Raw genomic sequence first — 19,795 nt, 5'->3', positions numbered from 1 at the left:
CCGCTGTTCCTTGCCTGGCAAGCGACCGGGCCGCTACACTCGCCCCGACATGGATCGCCAGGACGTGGTGGCCTTCCTCGACGAGCTCTTCCCACCAGCGCTCGCGGAGGACTGGGATCGGTCCGGGCTCCAGGTGGGGCCGCTCGCGGGGCCGTGCCGACGGGCCGTGGTCGCCCTCGACCTCAGCCTCGACGTCGCGCGCGACCTGTCCTGCGTGGACCTCGTCGTGACGCACCATCCGCTCCTCTTCCGCCCCCTCGACCGCCTCCTCCCCGGGACGCCCCGCGGGGAAAAGCTCCTGCTCCTCGTCCGCTCGGGGACGGCCTGCTATTCCGTGCACACCCCCTACGACATCGCCTGGGGAGGGCTCGGCGAGGCCCTGGCCGGGGCCCTCGGCCTTGTCTCCCTGCGGCCCCTCGTCTCCCGGGGGAGGCTCGTCAAGCTCGCCGTGTTCGTGCCCCGCGGGCACGAGGACCGGGTGGCGGAGGCCCTGTTCGGGGCAGGAGCGGGGGAGATCGGGCTCTATGGCCACTGCTCGTTCCGTGCCCCTGGGATCGGCACGTTCCTCCCGCGGGCGGGATCGCATCCCTACCTCGGGGAAGCGGGGCGGGAGGAGCGGGCCGACGAGGTGCGGCTGGAGACGGTGGTCCCCTCCGACCGGCTCCCCGCCGCCCTCGCCGCAATGAAGGGGGCCCATCCCTACGAGGAGGTAGCCTACGACGTGTACCCCCTGGAGAACCCGTCTCCCCGGCATGGACTGGGCAGGGTGGGGAATCTACCGCAACCGGCCTCGGGTTCCGACGTCGTCTCCCGGTTCGGCCGCGCGCTGGGGGGGGTCGAGCCGCACGCCGTGTACGGGGACCTGGAGCGGGAGGTACGGCGGGTCGCCCTGTGCGGGGGAAGCGGAGGGAGCCTGTGGGAGGACGCGTTGGCCGCGGGCGCTGACCTCTTCCTCACGGGCGAGATCGGCTATCACGACGGAAGCGATGCCTCCGAATCCGGCCTCACCGCAGTCGCGTTCGGCCACCAGGAGACGGAGCAACCGTTCGTGGGCCACGTGGGGCGACTCCTCCGCGAGCGTTTTCCGGACCTGGTGGTGATGGAGCGATGAACGAGTCCCTCGCCCAGCTCCTCTCCCTCGCCGAGGCCGATGCGAGCCTGCGCACGCTCGCGGGGCGCCTGGCCGACCTCGAGAGGGAGGAGGCACGGCTCCGGACCCTCCTCGCTAGCGAGGAGGAAGCGTTCCGTCGCCGCCAGGAGGGCCATCGCGCCCTCCGGCTCTCCGCCCTCGCCAAGTCAGGCGAGGTGGATTCCACCGACGAGAAGATCCGCACCTACCAGCACAAGCTCGACCACGACATCATCCCCTACAAGGAGATGGAGCACCTGCGGGAGCAGGTGACCTTCCTCCGCGGGCAGCTCGACACCCTGGCCGATGAGGCGCTCCAGCTGATGGCGGAAGCGGACGCCGACGAGGGAAAGCTACGGGAGGAGGCGATCGCGCACGAGGGGCGGCGGCGGGAGCTCGAGGAGGAACTCGGTGCGCTCGCCCGGCGGCGGGCCACGATCCTGGCGGAGCAGGATGCCCTCCGCGTCAGGCGCGACGAGATCTTCCAGCGCGTCCCCCTACGTCTCCGCGGGCACTACGAACGGCTTCTGGGAAGCGGGGGGAGCCCGGTGGTGCCGGTGGTGGGAGGGATGTGCGGCGGGTGCCACCTCCGCCTCGTCGAGACCACGGTGGAGAAGGTGAAGTCCGAGCGGGAGGTCGTGACCTGCGAGCACTGTTCGCGGTTCCTTTACTTGCCTCCGTCCTAGCAGCGGCCGAGCCTCTGCCCGAACCGGTCGGCGCGATCAACGACTACGGCCAGACCCTCGAGCGGGCGGATCGCGAGCAGCTGGAGCACCTCATCGGTTCCCTCAAGGAACGCGGGGTGTCGCTCGTCTACCTCGCGAGTTGGCACGATCCGTTCGGGGACATCGATCTCTACGCGCGGGCGATCTTCTCCGCGTGGGGGCTCCCAAAGGATGCCCTCCTCGTCGTGTTCCTGCGGGGAGAGGATCGGAGGTGGCAGGTCGCAGCCCGTGCCGGGGAGAGGGTAGGTCCCCTCCTCCCCCAGCCGGAGTGGGAGGACCTCCTCGCGGAGGCGCGGGTCACAGCGAACCGCGCCCAGCCAGCGGTGGCTGTAGAGAACCTCGCCGCGGGCTTGCTCTCCCTCCTCACGACGGGGCGGCAGGAACCTCAAGAGGGACGGCGGTCGTGGGCTTGGGCCTACGCGGTGGCGGGGTTGATCGGGATTGGGGCTCTCATCCTCGCCGCGCGCGCGTTCCTCTGTCCCCACTGCCTGCGCCCCCTCAGGCGGCGGCCCTCGCTCGGGGGTATACTGTGGGTGTGCCCTCGCTGTCGGTACACGAGGGCAAGCCGGCGGTAGGGAGACGGCCAGGGGGCCGCGGGGGAAACCCTGAGGAAGGTCCGGACTCCGCCGGGCAGGCTGCTCGGGGCAACCCGAGAGGGGGCGACCCCTGGAAAGTGCCACAGAGAACAGACCGCCAACGGTCTCCCCTGATCCCCCTCTCCCTGCGGGGAGAGGGTGGGGGGGAGGTGCGGGCAAGGGTGAAACGGTGGGGTAAGAGCCCACCGCCGGGACCGTGAGGCGCCCGGGCACGGTAAACCCCAGCCGGAGCAAGGCCAAATAGGGAGGCGGTTGAGGATGGCCCGTCCGATGCCTCCGGGTAGGCCGCCTAGATGAATGGCCCCCCACGACAGAATCCGGCCTACGGCCCTCTCCCTTACCCCGGCCACCTTTCGACGCGAAGGAGGTAGTTCATGTTGTGGCTGTTTTACCCGGAGACGCTGTTCGTGCTCCTCCCCGCCCTCATCCTCGCGATCTACGCCCAGTACAGGGTGCGGAGCACCTACGCGAAATACATCAACGTGCCCCTCCAGCGGCGGATCAGTGCGGGCCAGGTTGCCGAGGTGATCCTGCGCGAGGCGGGGGTGAGCGGGGTCAAGATCGAGACCACCAATCGGACCCTCGGCGACCACTACGATCCCCGTGCCAAGGCCCTGCGGCTCTCCGCCCCCAACTCGCCCTCCGTCGCTGCGGTGGGGGTGGCCGCTCACGAGGCAGGCCACGCCATCCAACATGCCCAGGACTACGCCCCGCTCGCCCTCCGCTCGACGATCGTCCCCGTGGCGAACTTCGGAAGCCAGCTCGCGTTACCACTTTTCGTCATCGGGCTTCTCTTCCAGTCGGAGCTCTTTGTCAACATCGGGATCATCTTGTTCTCCGCAGCTGTACTTTTCACCCTCGTCACGTTGCCCGTCGAGTTCAACGCCTCGCGGCGGGCAATTGCGGCGTTGAGCTCAAGCGGGATCGTGACCCGGGAGGAGCTGGGCGGGGTGAAGCAGGTCCTCACTGCGGCTGCCCTGACCTACGTCGCCGCGGCGGCGATGGCGGCGTTGCAGCTCCTGTCCATGCTCCTCATCTCCAGGCGCCGCCAAGGGTGAAGCTCGCCGCCTCGCTCCTCGCCGCGGACTGCGCCTGCCTCGCCCGCGAGGTGGAGCGGGTCGAGCCGGCGGTGGACCTCCTCCACCTCGACGTGATGGACGGGCACTTCGTCCCCAACCTCACGTTCGGCCCGCCGGTCGCGAATGCGCTGCGAAAGCACACTTCGCTTCCATTCGCGATCCACCTCATGATCGAGCACCCGGTCCGCTACGCGCGGGAGTTCCAGGTCAGCCCGGTGGACTCGATCACGTTCCACATCGAGGCAGCCGATCCGCCGGAGGAGGCGCTGCGCGCGATCCGAGACCTCGGGTGCAGGGTAGGGATCTCATCCCGCCCGCGAACGCCGCTCGCGGAGGTGTTCCCATACCTCGGAATGGTGGACCTCGTCCTCGTGATGAGCGTCGAGCCCGGGTTCGGGGGCCAGGCGTTCCTCCCGGACGCCGTGGGACGGATTCAGGCTCTGCGCCGGGAGATCGGGGAGCGAGCGGTGGAGATCGCCGTGGACGGGGGGATCGGCCCCGGGAACGTGCGGAACGTGGTCGAGGCTGGGGCGGACGTGGTCGTCGCCGGATCGGCGATCTTCGGGACGCCCGATCCCCACGCGGCAGCGCTCGAGTTATGGACGAGAGCAGGACGCACGAAGCGTTCATGAGGCGGGCCCTCGACCTCGCTCAACTCGGGGCGGGGTGGACCCGCCCCAACCCGCTCGTCGGGGCGGTGGTGGTAAAGGATGGCCAGGTCATCGCCGAGGGCCACCACGCCGTGTGCGGCGGCCCGCACGCCGAGGCGGTGGCGCTCCTCGAGGCCGGGGCGAGGGCGCGGGGAGGGGATCTCTACCTCAACCTCGAACCGTGCGTTGCGTTCCCGGGGAAGAAGACCCCGCCGTGCGTGGATGCGATCCTCCAGGCTGGGATCAAGCGGGTGATCGTGGCCACAGCTGATCCCAACCCGCACGTGAGCGGCCGCGGCCTCGTCCGCCTGCGGGAGGCGGGGGTCGCGGTCGTGGAGGGGGTCCTGGCCGACGAGGCGCAGCGCCTGAACGAGGTCTTCTTTCACTGGATCCGCACGCGGACCCCGTTCGTCGTCCTGAAGCTCGCCCTGAGCCTCGACGGGAAGATCGCCACCCGGACTGGGAGGTCGCGCTGGATCACCGGGCCCGAGTCGCGGCGGCGGGTCCATCTGCTGCGGGCGCGGTACGGGGCGATCCTCGTTGGGGTGGGCACCGTGCTCGTCGATGATCCCTCGCTCACCGTCCGCGAGGTGGAGGGGCCCCAGCCGTTGCGGGTCATCCTCGACCGCGAGGGGCGGACTCCTCTGGCAGCGAAGGTCCTGTCAGGCGAGGCGAGGACCGTCATCGCAACCGGCGATCGGATGCCAGCTGAGACCGAGGCCGAGCTCAGGGCGAGGGGGGCCGAGGTGTGGCGGCTACCGGGGGAGGGGGACAGGGTGGACCTCGGCGCGCTCCTCCGTCGGTTGGGGGGGGAGACGGACTCGCTCCTCGTCGAGGGCGGGTCGGAGGTGGCGGGGTCGTTCCTCTCCGCGGGGCTCGTCCACAAGATCGCGTTCTTCTATGCCCCCGTGATCCTCGGCGGGCGGGACGCCGTGCCCGCGGTGGGCGGGGACGGCGTCGCTGACCCGGCCGAGGCGATCCGGGTCCGTGACCTTTCGATCGAGCGCGTAGGCGAGGACTTCCTCATCACCGGTTACCCGACGCGAGAGGCGTGAGCGAGAGGGCCTGGATGTGGATGGACGAAACAGGACTTGAACAAGGTCTTGTTTCGTGCCCAACCTATGTGCGCTAAGGCAAGCTCTGGAAAACTCCGTTCGAGCACACAGTTCACTGAGACAAGCGCTAGGCCATGATGGAGACGAGGAAAACGCCAGCGGACACGAACAGGAGCCCGACAACCGCGCGGAGGGAGGGCCGTTCGTGGAGGAGCAGGATGCTCAGGAGGAAGGAGAACAGGATCGTCGAGCCGCGGACCGGGGCGAGCACGCTGGCTGGAGCGAGGGAGAGACCGGAAAGCCAGAGGAGCCAGCCGAGGAAGAAGCCGGCGAACGCGCTCTGAAAGGCTATCCCGAGGCCCTTGGGGGACCAGTGGAGGTGACGCCTCCGCCAAATGGCCAGGAGTCCCCAGCTTCCGGCGGCTGCGCCCACCATGATCAGCTGGTAGGTGATGGGCGTCATCCCCTGGGCGAGGCAGTGCTTGGCGGGGAGCGTCTCCGCCACCCCCCACAGCACGCCGGCTCCCAGGGCGGCCAGGGTCCCCACGACAGGACGACCCGTGGTCTCGCCCGATCGTCGGCTCCCGAGGAAGTACGCTCCCAAGACGACCAAGACGGCCGCGACGAACACGATGGGGTGCGGCCTCTCCCCGAGGAACAGGACTGCGGTCACCACCCCCCAGAACGGGGCCGTACTCGACAGGGGAGCGGCCTGGTGGGCCGGGATCCTCCGCAGAGAAAACATGTAGAGGAGGGTGCCCAGGAACGAATCGATGACCCCCCCGCAGGCGGCGATCCCCACCAGCCCCAGCTCCGGGAAACGGAGGCTTGAGGTGATGAACCCATAGGCCACGATGAAGGGCAAGGCGAACAGGGGACGGACCACGCCGTACGCAACGAAGTCCATCCGCCGCAGCCCCTCCTTCGTGAGAACCTGGGACAGCGCCCAGAAGGCAGCGGCCCCCACAGCGAGGAGGAGAGCTGGACTGCTCACAATATCCTCGATGCTACGTGGGAGTGATCAAGCCCTGGTTCGCGCATCGGCCACCCGTGTTCGGATTATAGGAGTCCCGAGTTGCCGGGCGAGGACGCCGAGGGAGGCGGCGAGGATGAGGAGCGGGCCGAGGAGGGCGCCCAGGAAGTAGCTCTCCACGCGGATCCCTCGCTCCCGCAGCCGCAGGTAGGGGTGCGGCCGGCGCCGGGTGAGGGCGATCGTCACTCCACAGGAGCCGAGAAAGATGAGCGCCACCGGGAACATGGACGGGCTTCCTACTAAGGGCGCGGGGATCGGCGTTGTTCCGGGGTGGAGAAACGGACCTTTACCAAGTGCCAGGCCAGCGTCAACCCAACCACAAGCGGTCTCGGGTATACTTCGGCCTTCACCATGAGGTTCCGAACCCCCTCCCGCGACGAGATCCTGACCGGCCCGGCCTTGAAGACGATGGCCCGGATCGGCGGCCCAGCCGTTCTGGGCTCGCTCATCTTCACCCTGTACAACCTCACCGACGCGTTCTGGATCGGGCGGCTCCCCCCCGAGACCTCGGCGGCGGCGGTGGCCGGGATCCAGGTCTCGTGGCCGATCGTGTGGTTCCTCATCTCGTTCATCTCCGGGTTCGGCGGGGCGGCAGTGAGCGCGCTCGTGGCCCAGTACATGGGGGCAGGACGGCCCACGGAGGCGAACCACGCCCTGAATCAGCTCTTCATCCTGTCCGCAGTATCGGGGATCGTCCTCGGGGTGGGGGGCTACTTCGCGTCCCCGTTCCTCCTCGACCTCCTCGTCGGGGAGGGAGCAGTGTCGAGCGCGGCTTCGCAGTACATCAAGGTCATCTTCATCGGCCTCCCGACGATGGTCCTCCCAGGCCTGTTCCACGCTGCGTTTGCTGCCACCGGGGACACGGTGACCCCCCTCCTCGTGAACGGGGCGGGGACCCTCGTCAACATGGCCCTCGACCCGTTCCTCGTCCTGGGATGGGGAGGGCTCCCCCAGATGGGGATCCTCGGTGCAGCCTACGCCACGATCGCCTCGCAGGGCCTGGCGATGCTCGCCTTCCTCATCCTCCTTGGGCGGGGGAGCGACCACCTGCGGTTGGAGCCGTCGGCGATGGTCCCGGAGTGGGGGTGGATGGCCAAGAGCCTCCAGATTGGAGTCCCGGCGGCGATCGGCCAGTCGAGCATGTCGTTCGGGTTCGTGATCATGACAGCGCTCATCAGTCGGCTCCCCAACGCGGAAGTGGCCCTCGCCGGGTACGGGATCGGGGATCGCGTATTGGGGATCCTGTTCATCGTCACCGACGGCCTGAGCACGGGGCTGACGACGATGGTCGGCCAGGCCCTCGGCGCAGGGGTGATGGCCCGCACGCGGGACCTCGTGCGAAAGGGGATCACGGCTCTCGTCGTCATCCTCTCCGTCGAGGCAGTCCTCCTATGGCTCGTTCGCTACCCGGTGGTGGCCCTCTTCATCCCCGAACGGCAGGATGTGATCGCGGTGGGGGCACAGTTCATCGGCGCGTTTGCGGTGAGCATGCCATTTTTGGGCACGTTCTTCGCAGCGATGGCCATCTACCGCGGATCCGGCCATAACGTGCCGACGATGATCCTGGGGGTCGTGCGGCTGTGGGTGCTGCGGATCCCCCTTTCTTACCTCTTCGGGTTCACCCTCGGGTTGGGAGCGGATGGGGTATGGTGGGGGATGTCGCTCTCCAATGTCCTGTCGGGTCTAGTGGCGTTGGGGTTCCTCCTCTCGAAGGGCTGGCAGAAGTCGGTCGTCGAGGCAGCGACTACGGACGGCTGAACCCGGTCAGCGGAGAGGCGAGGGGCCGGATCGCGTCACGCCCGACGCGGATCGATCTCCTCCGGGAGATGGAGGAGGCGCCCCTCCATCCCCCCGGCCACGGTGAGGACCTCGCCCGTGATGTGCCCCGCCAGCCGATCCGAGGAGAGGAACAGGATCGCGTGGGCGATGTCCTCCGGCTGGGCAATCCGCAGGAGGGCCCGCGTCTGGAGGACCCGCGCCACGTGGGCGGGGTCGGAGAGCCCGGCCGCGGACATGGAGGTCCTCGCCCACCCCGGGCACACCGCGTTCACCCGCCCGCGGGGGACGATCCTCACGATCTCGTTCTTGAGCGACCGCGTGAGCCCGTAGGTGATCCCGGCCTTGGCGGCCGCGTAGTCGGCGTGCCCCTCCTCCCCGAACACGGCGGCCGTGGACCCCACGATCACGAGGGCCGCTGCCTCCGGCTTCGTCCGCTCCAGGACGCGGAAAAACGCGCGCGCACAGAGGAAGACGGAGGTGAGGTCGGTGGCGATCGTCTGCTGCCACCGGTCAAGGCTCATCCTGTGGATCGGCTCCTCGGCCGGGGGCCAGATCCCAGCGTTGGCGATGAGGATATCCACCTTCCGGAACCGATCGAGGGCCTTGCGGAACAGGTGCTCGACCCCCTCTTCTTCGGTCAGATCGGCGGACACGACGAGGCTCTCCCCGACGAGCTCCCCCTGGAGCGCGGTCAGGGCCGCGAGGTTCTGGTGGCCGTGGAGGACGAGGTGGGCCCCTTCACGGTCGAACAGGCGGGCCGCTGCGCCCCCGATCCCCCCTGAGGCGCCGGTGACGAGGACGACCTGGTCCTGAAGGCCGGCGTCCATCGCTAGACGAGGAAGGCCCCGTCCCTCACAAACGGGGCCCCATCCACGTGGACCTCCCCGCCCTGCCGCAGGTCGCACACCATATCCCAGTGGATCGCGGAGCTGTTCCTGCTCCCCGATTCGGGGTACCCCTTCCCGAGCGCGAGGTGGACCGTGCCCCCGATCTTCTCATCGAACAGCGTGTTCTTCGTGAACCGCTGGATCCCCGGGTTCGTGCCAAACGCGAACTCTCCCACGTAACGGGCCCCGCGATCTGTGTCGAGCACCGCGAGGAGGAACTCTTCATTCTTCCCCGCCGTCGCCTTCACCACCCGGCCTCCCTTGAACTCGAGGGAGACATCCTCCACCTCGCGGCCATAGCTGCACGCCGGGTACGTGAACCGGATGGAGCCATTCACGCTGTCCTCGATCGGGCCAGTGAAGATCTCCCCGTCGGGGAAGTTTTCATGGCCATCGCAGTTGATCCACGTCCGCCCCCCAACCGTCAGGTGAAGGTCCGTATCTGGGCCCAGAACGTGGATCTCCTTCCGCGGCTCAAGCCAGGCGATGATGGCCTGCTGCCGGCGGGAGATCTCCCTCCACGCACCGATCGGGTCTTCCTCCCCGACGAGGCAGGCCTTGAAGGCAAACTCCGTAAACTCCCGCAACGACATCTCCGCATCCTGGGCGAAGGCATGGGTGGGGTAGAGGGTCGTCGTCCACCGCAGTTCCTTAGCGGCAGCCCGCTCGAGGAACCGCTCGGACAAGGGGCGCAGCGCCTTCCCCCGCCGGGCCTGGCGGGCCGGATCAGCGCCGGTGAGGCGCTTCGTGTTCGTCTCCGTCCACACCGAGACCGAGGCCTGGATCTCCTCGACCATCTCCGCCACGAACTTCGGAACGAAGTCGAGCTGGGCCTCGCTCGCCCTCGTGTAGAGCACCTCATCCACCTCGTCGAGCCCGAGCTGAACCCAAGGGTGCCCGCCGCGAGCGAGCACCTCCTCGTAGAGGGAGAGGAGGAGCGGGGTCCCCTCCGGGCTCCCCTGGATCTGGACGAGGTCGCCCCCCGTCACCTCTAGCGAGTACCCGATGAGGACCTTCGCCATCGCCTCCACGCGGGGATCGGTCACCTCGCCCCCTTGGATCTCCGCTTCGTCCCAAACTTCGCGGCCAATGCCTTGGCCACGCACGCGGGGACGAACTTCGCCACATCGCCCCCGTACTGGCCGATCTCCTTCACGAGCGACGAGGAGAGGAACGAGTACTGTCCCGCGGTCATCAGGAACACGGTTTCGATGTCGCTCGCGAGGTCGCGGTTCGTGAGGGCGAACTGGAATTCATAGTCGAAGTCGGAGGTCGCCCGCAGCCCCCGCACCACCGCCACCGCCCCCAGCTCCCTCGCGCACTCGATGAGGAGCCCGGAGTAGGTCACGACGCGCACGCCACAGACCCCCTCTTCGACGAGGGAAGCGGCGACGAGCTCCCGCCGCTCCTCGGCCGTGAAGAGCGAGGTCTTTCGCGGGTTCTCCACCACCGCCACGATGAGCTCGTCAAACAGGCGCTTCGCCCGCTTCAGGACATCGAGGTGACCGTAGGTGATCGGATCGAAGCTCCCCGGGTAGAGCGCGGTGCGCATCAGGCCACCCCCACGTGCCGCCCAAGGAGCTGACGCAGCCGGTCGGCAGACGGCCCGACCGCCGCCCACGCCGCCCTGTCCGGGACGAGGTACCGCTGGGCGAGGTCCTGAATTTCGTCGGCGGCCACGGCCCCCAGACGGCGGAGGACGTCCTCCGGGGCAGCCGGGGTTCGTCCGAGCACAGCCGCTGTACCCAACCTCACCATGCGCCCACTGGGATCGTCGAGGCTGAGGAGAAATGCGTTCTGGAGGCGCTGGATGGCGCGAGAGAGATCCGAAGGCGCAGGCGGACAGTGGGCGAGGGCGTCCACTTCTCCCCCCACGAGGTCCACGACCTGAGGGAGCTTCCGCTCTTCCGTAGCGGCATAGATGGCGAGCAGGCCCGCATCGGAGTGGTACGACGTCGCGGAGAACACTGCGTAGACAAGCCCCAGTTCCTCCCGCACGCGCTGGAAGAGCCGGGAGCTGACCCCTCCCCCGAGGAGGGAGTTCAACACCTCGATCCCGTACCGGTCAGGGGAGCCGATGGGCACGGTGGGAAACCCCACCACGACGTGCACCTGCTGGATGCCCCGCTCGGCGAGGGCAACCCCCGCCCCCGGCTGCGGGGGATGGCGCCCCGGCGTCCCGGTCGGATCATGGGCTGACCCGAACCGCGACGCGAGGGAGAAAAGCTCGTCGGGGACCACCCTCCCACCGGCAACGAGGGCCATCTGGGAAGGGGCATACCGGCTGCGGAAGAAGCCCCGCAGATCGCCCAGGCCAAGACCGGCCACGGACGCTACCCTCCCCACCACGGGCTGGCCAAGCGGGTGCCCCCCCGTCCACAGGGCCTCGTGGAGGAGCTGGAACGCCACGTCCTCCGGGCTGTCCTCGATGGTGCGGATCTCCTCCTCGATCACCACCCGCTCCCGCGCGAGATCGTCTTCGGCAAGGCGGGGGATCGTAGCGAGCTCCTCGAGGATGGAGAGGGCAGCGGGGAGCCCCCCTGCCAAGACCTCGGTGTAGTAGAACGTGTACTCGTTCGTGGTCGCCGCGTTGAGGTGCCCTCCCAGGACGTCGATCTCCTCAGCGATCTCGGCGGCACTGTGGCGCTCCGTGCCCTTGAACGTCATGTGCTCGAGGAAGTGGGCAAGCCCCTCCTTGCCGGGAGGATCATCCCGCCCCCCCGCCTTCACCCACAGCCCAACCGAGACCGAGTTGAGGTACGGCATCGGCTCCGCGAACACGGTCAGGCCCGAGGCGGTCTCCCCCCGGTAGCAGCCAGGGTAGATCTCGGTCATGCGCTGGGTGCGGAGGGCTCGGTGGGCACTACCCGCCGCAGCTTGTACCGGCCCTGTTCCTCGATCTCCATGATCTCCACGAGCATCCGGTCGCCCTTCTTCGCCACTTCAGCCGGCTCGGCCTGCGTCCCGAGGCGCGACTTGTGGACGAGCCCACGCACGCCGGGGGCGATCTCCACGAACACCCCGTAGTCCACGACGTTCGTGACCTGGCCAGAGATGATGTCCCCCACCTTGAGCTGCGGCTTCTCCTGGACAACCTTGCAGCGGATCCGCCCATTCTCGTCGGTTTCGATCACCTCGACCAGGATCTCGTCGCCAACCCGGACCACGTCCTCAACCTTCTTCACGTAGCCATCGGACAGGTTCGAGATGTGGACGAGGGCGTCCACCCCCGGCCGCAGCTCGACGAACGCCCCGAACGGGGCAGTGCGCACGACCTTGGCGTGGAAGGTCATCCCCACCTCAACCTCCGCCGTGAGCTCCTCGATCGCCTGCCGGGCGAGGCCCACCGCATCGGCGGAATCGCCCACGATCTTCACCGTGCCGTCGTCCTCGATGTCGATCTCCGTGCCCGTGTCCTCCTGGAGCTTGCGGATGACCCGCCCCCCGGGGCCGATGATCGCCCCGATCTTCTCGGGATTGACCTTCACCACGTCGAGACACGGGGCATAGGGGGAGAGGGACGGCCGCGGCTTGGGGAGGACGGCGTCCATCTGGTCGAGGATCGCCAACCGCGCCTGGCGGGCCTGGGCCATCGCCTGCCGCATGAGATCGGGCGTGATGCCGCCCGTCTTCACGTCGAGCTGGAACGCGGTCACGCCCTCCCTGGTCCCCGCGACCTTGAAGTCCATGTCCCCGTAGTGGTCCTCCAGGCCGAGGATATCGGTGAGGATGACATACTTGCCCGTCGCCTCATCGCCGACGAGCCCCATCGCCACCCCCGCCACCGGCCGCTTGAGGGGGACCCCGGCGTCCATCATCGCGAGGCTCCCCGAACACACGGAGGCCATGGACGAGGACCCGTTCGATTCCGTGATCTCCGACACGACGCGGATGATGTAGGGGAAATCATCTTCCGAGGGGAGCACCGCCAATAGCGCTCCCTCCGCGAGCCGGCCGTGGCCGATCGCGCGGCGGGAGGGGGAGCCGATCCGCCCTGCTTCGCCCGTGGCATAGGGAGGGAAGTTGTAGTGGACCATGAACCGTTTCAATCCCTCCTCCATCATCAGGTCCACGATCTGGGCATCGCGGCGCGTCGCCCCGAGGGTGCACGTGCCGAGGGACTGGGTCTCCCCACGCGTGAACAGGGCCGATCCGTGGACGCGGGGGAGAAGCCCAACCTGAATCGAGATGGGCCGGATCTCATTGAGTCGCCGCCCATCCATCCGCTCCCCCCGGTCGAGGATCGCCTGACGGACGAACTCCCGGTACACGTCGTCGAAGAGCTGGGTGACGAGGGCAGCGATCATGGCCTGCTTCTCCTCCGGGTACCCGGCGGTCACCGCTGCCGCGGCCTCGGTGGCGAGCGTCTGCGCCATCCTCTCCCGCGCAAGCTTGGTGGGAGCAGCCCGCAGCTCGGGCAGGCGGGGCCACACGAGCTCCCTCACCTTGCCGCGCACGTCCAGGATCTCGGCGGTGGGCACCGCCGCCGTCCTCTTGGCGATCGTGTGCTGGGCAACGAACTTCTCCTGGAACGCGATCAATTCCCGGATGACCGCGTGGGCGGCCTCGATCGCCTCCACCACCTGCTCGTCCGCAACCTCCCGCAGGTGGCCTTCCACCATCGTCACTGTGGACCGGGTCCCAGCAACGACGATGTCCATCCGCCCTCCCTCGCGAACATCATCGGTCGGGTGGACGACGATCCTCTCCTCGTCCATCCCCAACCGCACCGCGGCCACCGGCCCGGCAAACGGGGCGGGGGAGATCATGAGCGCCGCCGAGGCGCCGAGGAGCCCTACCACGTCCGGTGGCGCATCCCTCTCCGCCGAGAGGACGGTGGCCACAATGTGAACCTCCTCCCGGTATCCATCGGGGAACAAGGGGCGAATCGGGCGGTCGATGAGGCGCGCCGCGAGCACGGCGTCGTCGGAGGGCCTCCCCTCCCGCTTGAAGAACCCGCCGGGGATCTTCCCCCCCGCGTAGAACCTCTCCTCGAAATCCACCCGGAGCGGGAAGTAATCGAGCTCCTGGGTCGTCGGCTGGCAGACCACCGTCACGAGGACCTTCGTGTCGCCCCACGTCGCGAGGACCGCGGCATCGGCCTGCCGGGCAATGGTCCCGCTCTCCAACCGGAGAGCCTTTCCCCCAAGCATCATCTCTACCTGTGGCATGCCCGTCACACACCTCGAATGTTGAGTTCCTGGATGAGCTGCGCGTACCGACGGGGGTCGGTGCGACGCAGGTACTGAAGCAGCCGCCGGCGCTGTCCCACGATCTTGTGCAACCCGCGGCGGGAATGGAAATCCTTGCGGTGGACCTGCAGGTGCTCGGTGAGCTGGTTGATGCGCGCCGTGAGGAGCGCAACCTGAACCTCGGCCGAACCTGTATCCGTCGGATTCTTCGCGAACTTCCTGATCGTCTCTTGTTTCGTTTCCTTCGAAAGCGCCACACTCCACCTCCAATCGCCCGATCTCAAGCTGGCGCGCCTGAGAAGGGTTCAGTTAGCGGAACCGACGGGCAAGCTGTCGGCACCGCCCCTTGATCTCGTCCACGTCAAGCGTCTGGATCTCCCCTTTCAAGAGGAGCGGCCGTCCGTCCACGAACACCGCCTCGACATCGAGCCCTTGCGCCGCGTAGACGAGGTCCGCGAGCGGGTCGTAGCCGGGGCAGACATGGAGTCCGTTCATGCGGACGAGCACACCATCGGCCCGTCGTCCAGGCTCGATTGTACCCAGTTCCTTCCCCAGGCCAAGGGCGATCGCCCCGCGGGTGGTGGCGCAGCGCAGGGCCTCCCCGGGGGGTAGGGCCCCGGGATCGCGGGCCCGGTGCTTGGCGAGCAGGGCGGCGAGCCGCATCTCCTCGATCATGTTCAGATCTCCGGCCGACGCCGCCCCGTCTGTACCCAGGGCGACGTTGACCCCTCCCCGGAGCATCTCCTGGACGGGGGCGATCCCCGCGGCGAGCTTTAGGTTCGAGGTCGGACAATGGACCGCGGTCGCCCCGTGGGCGGCGAGGATCTCGATGTCCTTCTCCGAGAGGTGGACGCAATGAGCCGCGATGACGGGGATGGAGAACACGCCCAGCTCCTCCAGCCATTCAGCGGGCGAGTGCTTCGTCTCAGCGCGGATCCGCTCGACCTCCTGTTCCGTCTCCGCAAGATGGGTGTGGATCGGGACCCGATTCTCGCGGGCCAGTGCCGCGGCGCGGCGCCATCCATCGGCGGAACAGGTCAGAGGGGCGTGGGGGGAAAACGCTGTGCGGATCCGACCATCCGCCGCTCCTTCCCATGTCCGGACGAGCTCCTCCGCTCTCTTCAGCTCGGGCTCGATCCGCTCCGGGGTCGGGGCGATGATCCCGTAGGAGAGGAGGGCGCGCAGCCCAGCCTCCTCCACCGCCCGGCCCACCTCGTCCATGAAGAAGTACATGTCCGCGAACGCCGTGGTCCCACCCCGGATCATCTCCGCCAGCCCGAGGAGCGAACCCCAGTACACGTCCTTGGCGGTGAGCTTTCGTTCCCGAGGCCAGATCTCGTTTGCCAGCCACCGGTCGAGGGGGAGGTCGCGCGCCAACCCGCGGAACAGGGCCATCGCGAGGTGGGTGTGGGCGTTGACGAGACCGGGGACGAGGAGGCATCCCTCGCCGTCCACCACGCGGTCGAACTCCTCCGTGGCCCCCCCGGAGGGGAGGATCGCCTCGTACCGGCGGCCCTCGATCACCACGTCGGCGTGCGGGACGACGCCGTCTTCCGCACGCTGCACGACCGCCGTGCCGCGGACGAGGATGCTCACGAGATGCAGTATACGGATCCACGACCGTTTTCGGCTACTTGGGCTATGATCGGGAGCGATGGACGGCAAACGAGCGGAGGAGATCGCCTGCCAGCACCTGCGGTCCCAAGGGATGCGGGTCGTCGCCCGCAACTGGCGCTGGCGGGGCGGGGAAGTGGACATCATCGCCCGGGACGGCCCCACGGTCGTGTTCGTGGAGGTGAAAGCCCGTGCCGATGACGCGCACGGGACTCCGGAAGAGGCGGTCACCCGCGGCAAGCGCGATCGGCTGTGGCGGACGGCCCTCGCCTTCCTCGGGGGGGAGCCCGAGGTCCCGGTGCGGTTCGACGTGGTGGCGATAGGGCCCCACGGCCTGCACCACATCCGCGATGCGTTCCGGGAGGAGGATGTTCGCCCAGGTCCTTAGCGCTGCCCCGTACGGGATCGAGGCGCGGCTGATCGAGGTCCAGTGCGATGTCAGCCCCGGCCTCCCCGGGTTCGCGATCGTCGGGCTCCCCGAGAAGGAGGTCTCGGAGGCGCGGGAACGGGTCCGGTCCGCAATCCGCAACGCGGGCCTCTCCTTCCCCCAGCTCCGGATCACGGCCAACCTCGCCCCGGCCGACCTCCGCAAGGAGGGGGCGGGGTTCGACCTCGCCTTGGCGGTGGCCCTCCTCGTCGCCACCGGCCAGGTGCGCCCGGAGGCGACCGCGGACACGGTCTTCTTGGGCGAGCTCGCGCTCGATGGGAGCCTGCGGCCGGTGCGGGGGACGCTGGCGATGGCCCTCGCCGCGCACGAGGCGGGGATCGGGCGGGCGGTCGTGGCGGCCCCCTCGGCGGCGGAGGCAGCGCTCGTGGACGGACTCGCCGTACATCCGGTGGCGTCCCTCGGCGAGACGGTCGGGTTCCTGCGCGGGGAGCACACGATCCCTCCCGCCCCGCGGACGGTCCCCGCGGAGGAACCGCCGGACTGGATTGACCTCTCCTTCGTGAGGGGCCAGGAACATGCCCGCCGGGCGCTCGAGATCGCCGCGGCCGGGGCACACCACATCCTGATGGTCGGCCCGCCGGGGGCGGGGAAGTCCCTCCTCGCCCAGTGCCTACCGGGGATCCTCCCCCCGCTCACCTTCGACGAAGCGCTGGAGGTGTCGCGCATCTACTCCGTGGCCGGCCTTCTGCCCCCCGGGCGGCCGCTCCTCTGCTGGCGCCCGTTCCGGTCCCCCCATCACACCGTGTCCTACGCGGGGATGGTGGGAGGTGGCCACGGGATCCCCAGTCCCGGCGAGATCACGCTCGCCCACCACGGGGTCCTGTTCCTGGATGAGCTGCCGGAGTTCGATCGCAAGGTGCTGGAGGCGCTGCGGCAGCCGTTGGAGGAGCGCCGGATCACGGTCGTCCGCGCCGGGACGTCGATCACGTTCCCGGCGTCGTTCATGCTCGTCGGGGCGATGAACCCCTGCCCATGCGGGCACCTCGGCGACCCGCTCCGCCCCTGCCGGTGCCGGCCCCACGAGGTGGTGGCCTACCGCAAGCGCCTGTCCGGGCCGTTCCTCGATCGGGTGGACCTGTTCGTCCAGGTGCCCCGCCTCACCCGGGATGAACTCCTCGCCGACGGGGGAGGGGAGCCATCGGAGGCGGTGCGGAAGCGGGTGGCCGCGGCGCGCGAGGTCCAGCAACGACGGTTCGCTGGTTCGACCCGCACGAACGCCGAGATCGGGCCGCGGGAGGTGCGGCGGCTGTGCCGGATCGGGCCGGAGGCGAAGGCCCTCCTCAGCCGGGCGGTGGACCACTTTGCCCTCACCGGACGAGGCTACGTCCGCACCCTCAAGGTCGCCCTCACAATTGCGGATCTCGCCGGCTCCGCTACCATCGAGCCCGAACACGTGGCGGAAGCCTTGCAGTACCGAGCGTTTCCAGAGGAGGCAACAGCGTGAAGAAGCTAGGGATCATCCTTCTAGTCGCAAGCTGGGCGGGGCTCGCGCTGGCCCAGGAGTTCACCGTGGGGCGGATCGAGGTCGTGGGGAACGATCATGTCCCCACGAACGACATCCTGGCCGCAGTGCCGTTTGCGGTGGACGAGCAGGTCACGCGGGACGAGGTGCTCGCCGCCGTCCAGGATATCCAGAGGCTCGGCTACTTCATGCAGGTGACCCCGGAGCTCGCGTTCGAGGGGGACCTGGTTATCGTGCGGTTCAGGGTTGTGGAATACCCGCAGATTGAACGGATCGTGTTCGAGGGGTTGCCACCCGCGCCCAAGGGGCAAGGCACCCTCTGGTCATGGCTCAACGAGGCCATCCGCGGCGGGAACCGCCCCTCCGAGGCCAAGCTACGGGAGGTCCTCACCGCACACGGGGTGAACGAGGGGGAGGTCCTGAACCAGACGAAGCTCGAGGCAGCGCTCGGGGCACTCGTCGAGGAGTACCAGAAGATGGACTGGGCTACGGTCCAGATCGTGCCCGATCTCAGGGGAGGGGAGCTCGTGTTCCGGGTCGAGGAACTGGTGATCGTCGGGCACCGCTTCCGCGGCCTGTCCACCATCCCGGAGGAGGAGGCCCGGAAGCTCGTCTCCGTTCCCGTGGGTGAGGTGGGAAGGATCTCCGAGATCCAGGCCTCGCTCGGCCGACTCGGCCGGTCCGTGTTCTTCGAATCCGGAGCGGTGGCGGCGGAAGCGGGCGAGGGCGGCCTGTGGCTGATCTGGGACCTCGTAGAGCGGGTCCTCCTTCCGGTCCCGACCCCCCTCACCGGGATCGACCTCCGCGGCGTGACGGCGTTCCCCGTGGAGAAGGTCGGCAGCCGGATCGGACCCCTGCCCGCGGAGCCGGCCACGAACTACGATGTCCTCCAGGCCCTCGGCCCCGTCTACGACTACTACCGGCGGGAGGGGTTCTTCATGGTGGAGTTCGTAGGGGAGGGAGTGGAGGGAACCCGGCTCGCGGTGACGGTGAAGGAGGGCCGCATCAGCCGGATCGAGGTCGACGAGGGCACCCGCACCGCGGGGTGGGTGATCGAGCGGGTGATGGGCCTCCAGCCTGGCCAGTTCCTGACCGAGGGACGGTTCGCCGCCGGACGTCAGGCGCTGATGGCGCTCGGGTACTTCCAGGACGTCGTCCTCGAACCGCGGTGGGCCGCCGACGAGCTCGTCCTCAAGGTCACCGTCACCGACATCGAGAAGCTGGGGAGCATCGGGGGAAACCTGGCGTTCTCCCCTCAGGACCACGGGATCGTGGGGAACCTCACCTACAACCAGAAGAACGTGCTCGGGAAGGCGATCGACCTGTCACTATCGCTCGACCGGGGCCTCACCGGAGGGGGGTCGACCACGTGGGGGCTCTCGTTTGACAGCCACTCGTTCCCCGTGTTCGACCTCGTGAGCCTGGACCTCTACCGTAAGGAGTCGGACGAGGACCCGATCACGGTGACCGTGGGCGGCCGGGCGGCCGTGGCCTACCCGCTAGCCCCCTACCTTGACCTGTCGCTGGGCCTGACGAGCGAGCAGGCGTGGACCCTCCCCGACCGGGAGGCCCTCGAACCGCGAACGTCCGCCGAGGTCGGGCTCTCCTACGATGACCGCGACAGCCCGTTCTTCCCCCGCACCGGGAGCCGGGGGCGGATGTCGCTCGAGAAGGCGGGGACGTTCGCCCCGGGGGTGGAGTACCTGGCCCTGAACGCGGAGCTCGCGGGGTTCTCGCCCCTCGATCTCTCCGGGCTCCGCGGGGAGGCGCGGGCGGTCCTCGCCTGGCGGGCGATGGTCCGCTGGGGCTGGGACCTTCCCGAGAGGTACCAGTTCAGCCTGGGGGGCGTGGACTCGGTGCGGGGAGCGAAGAGCGTGCGCACCGATCGTCACGGCCTCCTCAACGGCGAGTTCCGGGTGGAGATCGCCGCGGGGTCGTGGATCTCCCTGTTCACAGACCTCGGCGCAACGTGGGATGGGACGGTGAAGGCGTCCTGCGGGCTGGAGCTCGCGGCGAATGTGGCGGGGATGTTTGTCCGGATCTCGCTCGCGTGGCCCAACGACCGCGATCCGACGTGGGTCCCCGCGTTCGAGTTCGGGATGAGCCCGATGTTCTAGGGTACAGTTCACCCAGTACGGAGGAGACC

The 19,795-nt window shown here is 68.8% G+C and carries 19 protein-coding genes and 1 other RNA gene; 11 read left to right on the top strand and 9 right to left on the bottom strand.

What is annotated here, in order from left to right; translation table 11 throughout:
- Positions 1 to 10: 10 nt before the first annotated feature.
- The 7 genes from BARAN1_RS01410 to ribD all read left to right on the top strand — a co-directional run bounded on the left by BARAN1_RS01410 (position 11) and on the right by ribD (position 5,234).
- Positions 11 to 1,111: a Nif3-like dinuclear metal center hexameric protein gene (locus BARAN1_RS01410; protein WP_157959368.1), complete on the top strand. Its 1,101-nt coding sequence runs from the start codon at positions 11 to 13 to the stop codon at positions 1,109 to 1,111.
- Positions 1,108 to 1,815 carry a zinc ribbon domain-containing protein gene (locus BARAN1_RS01405; RefSeq protein ID WP_122030555.1) on the top strand — a complete coding sequence of 236 codons (708 nt, stop codon included), beginning with the start codon at positions 1,108 to 1,110 and terminating at the stop codon, positions 1,813 to 1,815. The genes BARAN1_RS01410 and BARAN1_RS01405 overlap by 4 nt, the downstream gene beginning before the upstream one ends.
- Entirely contained in the window at positions 1,701 to 2,429 is a 729-nt protein-coding gene (locus BARAN1_RS01400; protein WP_420196454.1) for a TPM domain-containing protein, read from the top strand. Before BARAN1_RS01405 ends, BARAN1_RS01400 begins: the two co-directional genes overlap by 115 nt.
- Positions 2,430 to 2,790, top strand: an RNA gene (gene rnpB / locus BARAN1_RS01395) — RNase P RNA component class A. It begins immediately after the preceding gene.
- Between the two features lie 34 nt (positions 2,791 to 2,824).
- The gene (locus BARAN1_RS01390; RefSeq protein ID WP_122030553.1) at positions 2,825 to 3,508 is read left to right on the top strand and encodes a zinc metallopeptidase; all 684 of its coding nucleotides are present in this window, start codon (positions 2,825 to 2,827) and stop codon (positions 3,506 to 3,508) included.
- Positions 3,505 to 4,161: a ribulose-phosphate 3-epimerase gene (rpe, locus tag BARAN1_RS01385; protein ID WP_122030552.1), complete on the top strand. Its 657-nt coding sequence runs from the start codon at positions 3,505 to 3,507 to the stop codon at positions 4,159 to 4,161. Before BARAN1_RS01390 ends, rpe begins: the two co-directional genes overlap by 4 nt.
- Positions 4,158 to 5,234 carry a bifunctional diaminohydroxyphosphoribosylaminopyrimidine deaminase/5-amino-6-(5-phosphoribosylamino)uracil reductase RibD gene (gene ribD / locus BARAN1_RS01380; protein ID WP_231944273.1) on the top strand — a complete coding sequence of 359 codons (1,077 nt, stop codon included), beginning with the start codon at positions 4,158 to 4,160 and terminating at the stop codon, positions 5,232 to 5,234. Before rpe ends, ribD begins: the two co-directional genes overlap by 4 nt.
- Before the next feature lie 127 nt (positions 5,235 to 5,361).
- On the opposite strand, the gene BARAN1_RS01375 is transcribed toward ribD, so the two are convergent.
- On the bottom strand, positions 5,362 to 6,228 hold the full coding sequence (locus tag BARAN1_RS01375; protein ID WP_122030550.1) for a DMT family transporter: 867 nt from the start codon (positions 6,226 to 6,228) through the stop codon (positions 5,362 to 5,364).
- Between the two features lie 27 nt (positions 6,229 to 6,255).
- Positions 6,256 to 6,492, bottom strand: coding sequence for a hypothetical protein (locus tag BARAN1_RS01370; RefSeq protein ID WP_122030549.1), 237 nt, complete (start codon positions 6,490 to 6,492; stop codon positions 6,256 to 6,258).
- Between the two features lie 126 nt (positions 6,493 to 6,618).
- Here BARAN1_RS01370 and BARAN1_RS01365 point away from each other — a divergent pair, with 126 nt between their 5' ends.
- Positions 6,619 to 8,025 (top strand): MATE family efflux transporter, encoded by a 1,407-nt coding sequence (locus tag BARAN1_RS01365; protein WP_122030548.1) that lies wholly within the window; start codon positions 6,619 to 6,621, stop codon positions 8,023 to 8,025.
- Positions 8,026 to 8,060: 35 nt separating this feature from the next.
- Here the strand turns inward: BARAN1_RS01365 and BARAN1_RS01360 are convergent, their stop codons facing one another.
- Genes BARAN1_RS01360 through BARAN1_RS01330 form a run of 7 tightly spaced genes read right to left on the bottom strand, consistent with a single transcriptional unit; the run spans position 8,061 to position 15,721 of the window.
- Complete coding sequence (locus BARAN1_RS01360; protein WP_122030547.1) at positions 8,061 to 8,873, bottom strand: SDR family NAD(P)-dependent oxidoreductase; 813 nt, start codon at positions 8,871 to 8,873, stop codon at positions 8,061 to 8,063.
- Between the two features lie 2 nt (positions 8,874 to 8,875).
- Entirely contained in the window at positions 8,876 to 9,979 is a 1,104-nt protein-coding gene (locus tag BARAN1_RS01355) for an aminopeptidase (RefSeq protein ID WP_122030546.1), read from the bottom strand.
- Entirely contained in the window at positions 9,976 to 10,485 is a 510-nt protein-coding gene (gene coaD, locus BARAN1_RS01350) for a pantetheine-phosphate adenylyltransferase (RefSeq protein WP_122030545.1), read from the bottom strand. The genes BARAN1_RS01355 and coaD overlap by 4 nt, the downstream gene beginning before the upstream one ends.
- On the bottom strand, positions 10,485 to 11,768 hold the full coding sequence (locus BARAN1_RS01345; RefSeq protein ID WP_122030544.1) for a M16 family metallopeptidase: 1,284 nt from the start codon (positions 11,766 to 11,768) through the stop codon (positions 10,485 to 10,487). Before BARAN1_RS01345 ends, coaD begins: the two co-directional genes overlap by 1 nt.
- Positions 11,765 to 14,062 (bottom strand): polyribonucleotide nucleotidyltransferase, encoded by a 2,298-nt coding sequence (pnp, locus tag BARAN1_RS01340; protein WP_231944272.1) that lies wholly within the window; start codon positions 14,060 to 14,062, stop codon positions 11,765 to 11,767. The genes BARAN1_RS01345 and pnp overlap by 4 nt, the downstream gene beginning before the upstream one ends.
- Before the next feature lie 47 nt (positions 14,063 to 14,109).
- Positions 14,110 to 14,382 carry a 30S ribosomal protein S15 gene (gene rpsO, locus BARAN1_RS01335; protein ID WP_122030543.1) on the bottom strand — a complete coding sequence of 91 codons (273 nt, stop codon included), beginning with the start codon at positions 14,380 to 14,382 and terminating at the stop codon, positions 14,110 to 14,112.
- A gap of 52 nt (positions 14,383 to 14,434) precedes the next feature.
- Entirely contained in the window at positions 14,435 to 15,721 is a 1,287-nt protein-coding gene (locus tag BARAN1_RS01330; protein WP_157959367.1) for an amidohydrolase, read from the bottom strand.
- A 58-nt stretch (positions 15,722 to 15,779) separates the two neighbouring features.
- On the opposite strand from BARAN1_RS01330, the gene BARAN1_RS01325 reads away from it, so the two are divergent.
- The 3 genes from BARAN1_RS01325 to BARAN1_RS01315 are packed head-to-tail and all read left to right on the top strand — an operon-like array spanning position 15,780 to position 19,766.
- The gene (locus tag BARAN1_RS01325; RefSeq protein WP_122031739.1) at positions 15,780 to 16,127 is read left to right on the top strand and encodes a YraN family protein; all 348 of its coding nucleotides are present in this window, start codon (positions 15,780 to 15,782) and stop codon (positions 16,125 to 16,127) included.
- The gene (locus BARAN1_RS01320) at positions 16,108 to 17,631 is read left to right on the top strand and encodes a YifB family Mg chelatase-like AAA ATPase (RefSeq protein ID WP_122030541.1); all 1,524 of its coding nucleotides are present in this window, start codon (positions 16,108 to 16,110) and stop codon (positions 17,629 to 17,631) included. Before BARAN1_RS01325 ends, BARAN1_RS01320 begins: the two co-directional genes overlap by 20 nt.
- Positions 17,628 to 19,766, top strand: coding sequence for a BamA/OMP85 family outer membrane protein (locus tag BARAN1_RS01315; protein WP_122030540.1), 2,139 nt, complete (start codon positions 17,628 to 17,630; stop codon positions 19,764 to 19,766). Before BARAN1_RS01320 ends, BARAN1_RS01315 begins: the two co-directional genes overlap by 4 nt.
- The last annotated feature ends 29 nt before the right edge of the window (positions 19,767 to 19,795 follow it).

This window comes from Candidatus Bipolaricaulis anaerobius, assembly GCF_900465355.1.
Classification (GTDB): domain Bacteria; phylum Bipolaricaulota; class Bipolaricaulia; order Bipolaricaulales; family Bipolaricaulaceae; genus Bipolaricaulis; species Bipolaricaulis anaerobius.
The sequence above is the reverse complement of the archived record's forward strand: the minus strand, read 5'-3'. Positions and strand labels throughout refer to the sequence as shown.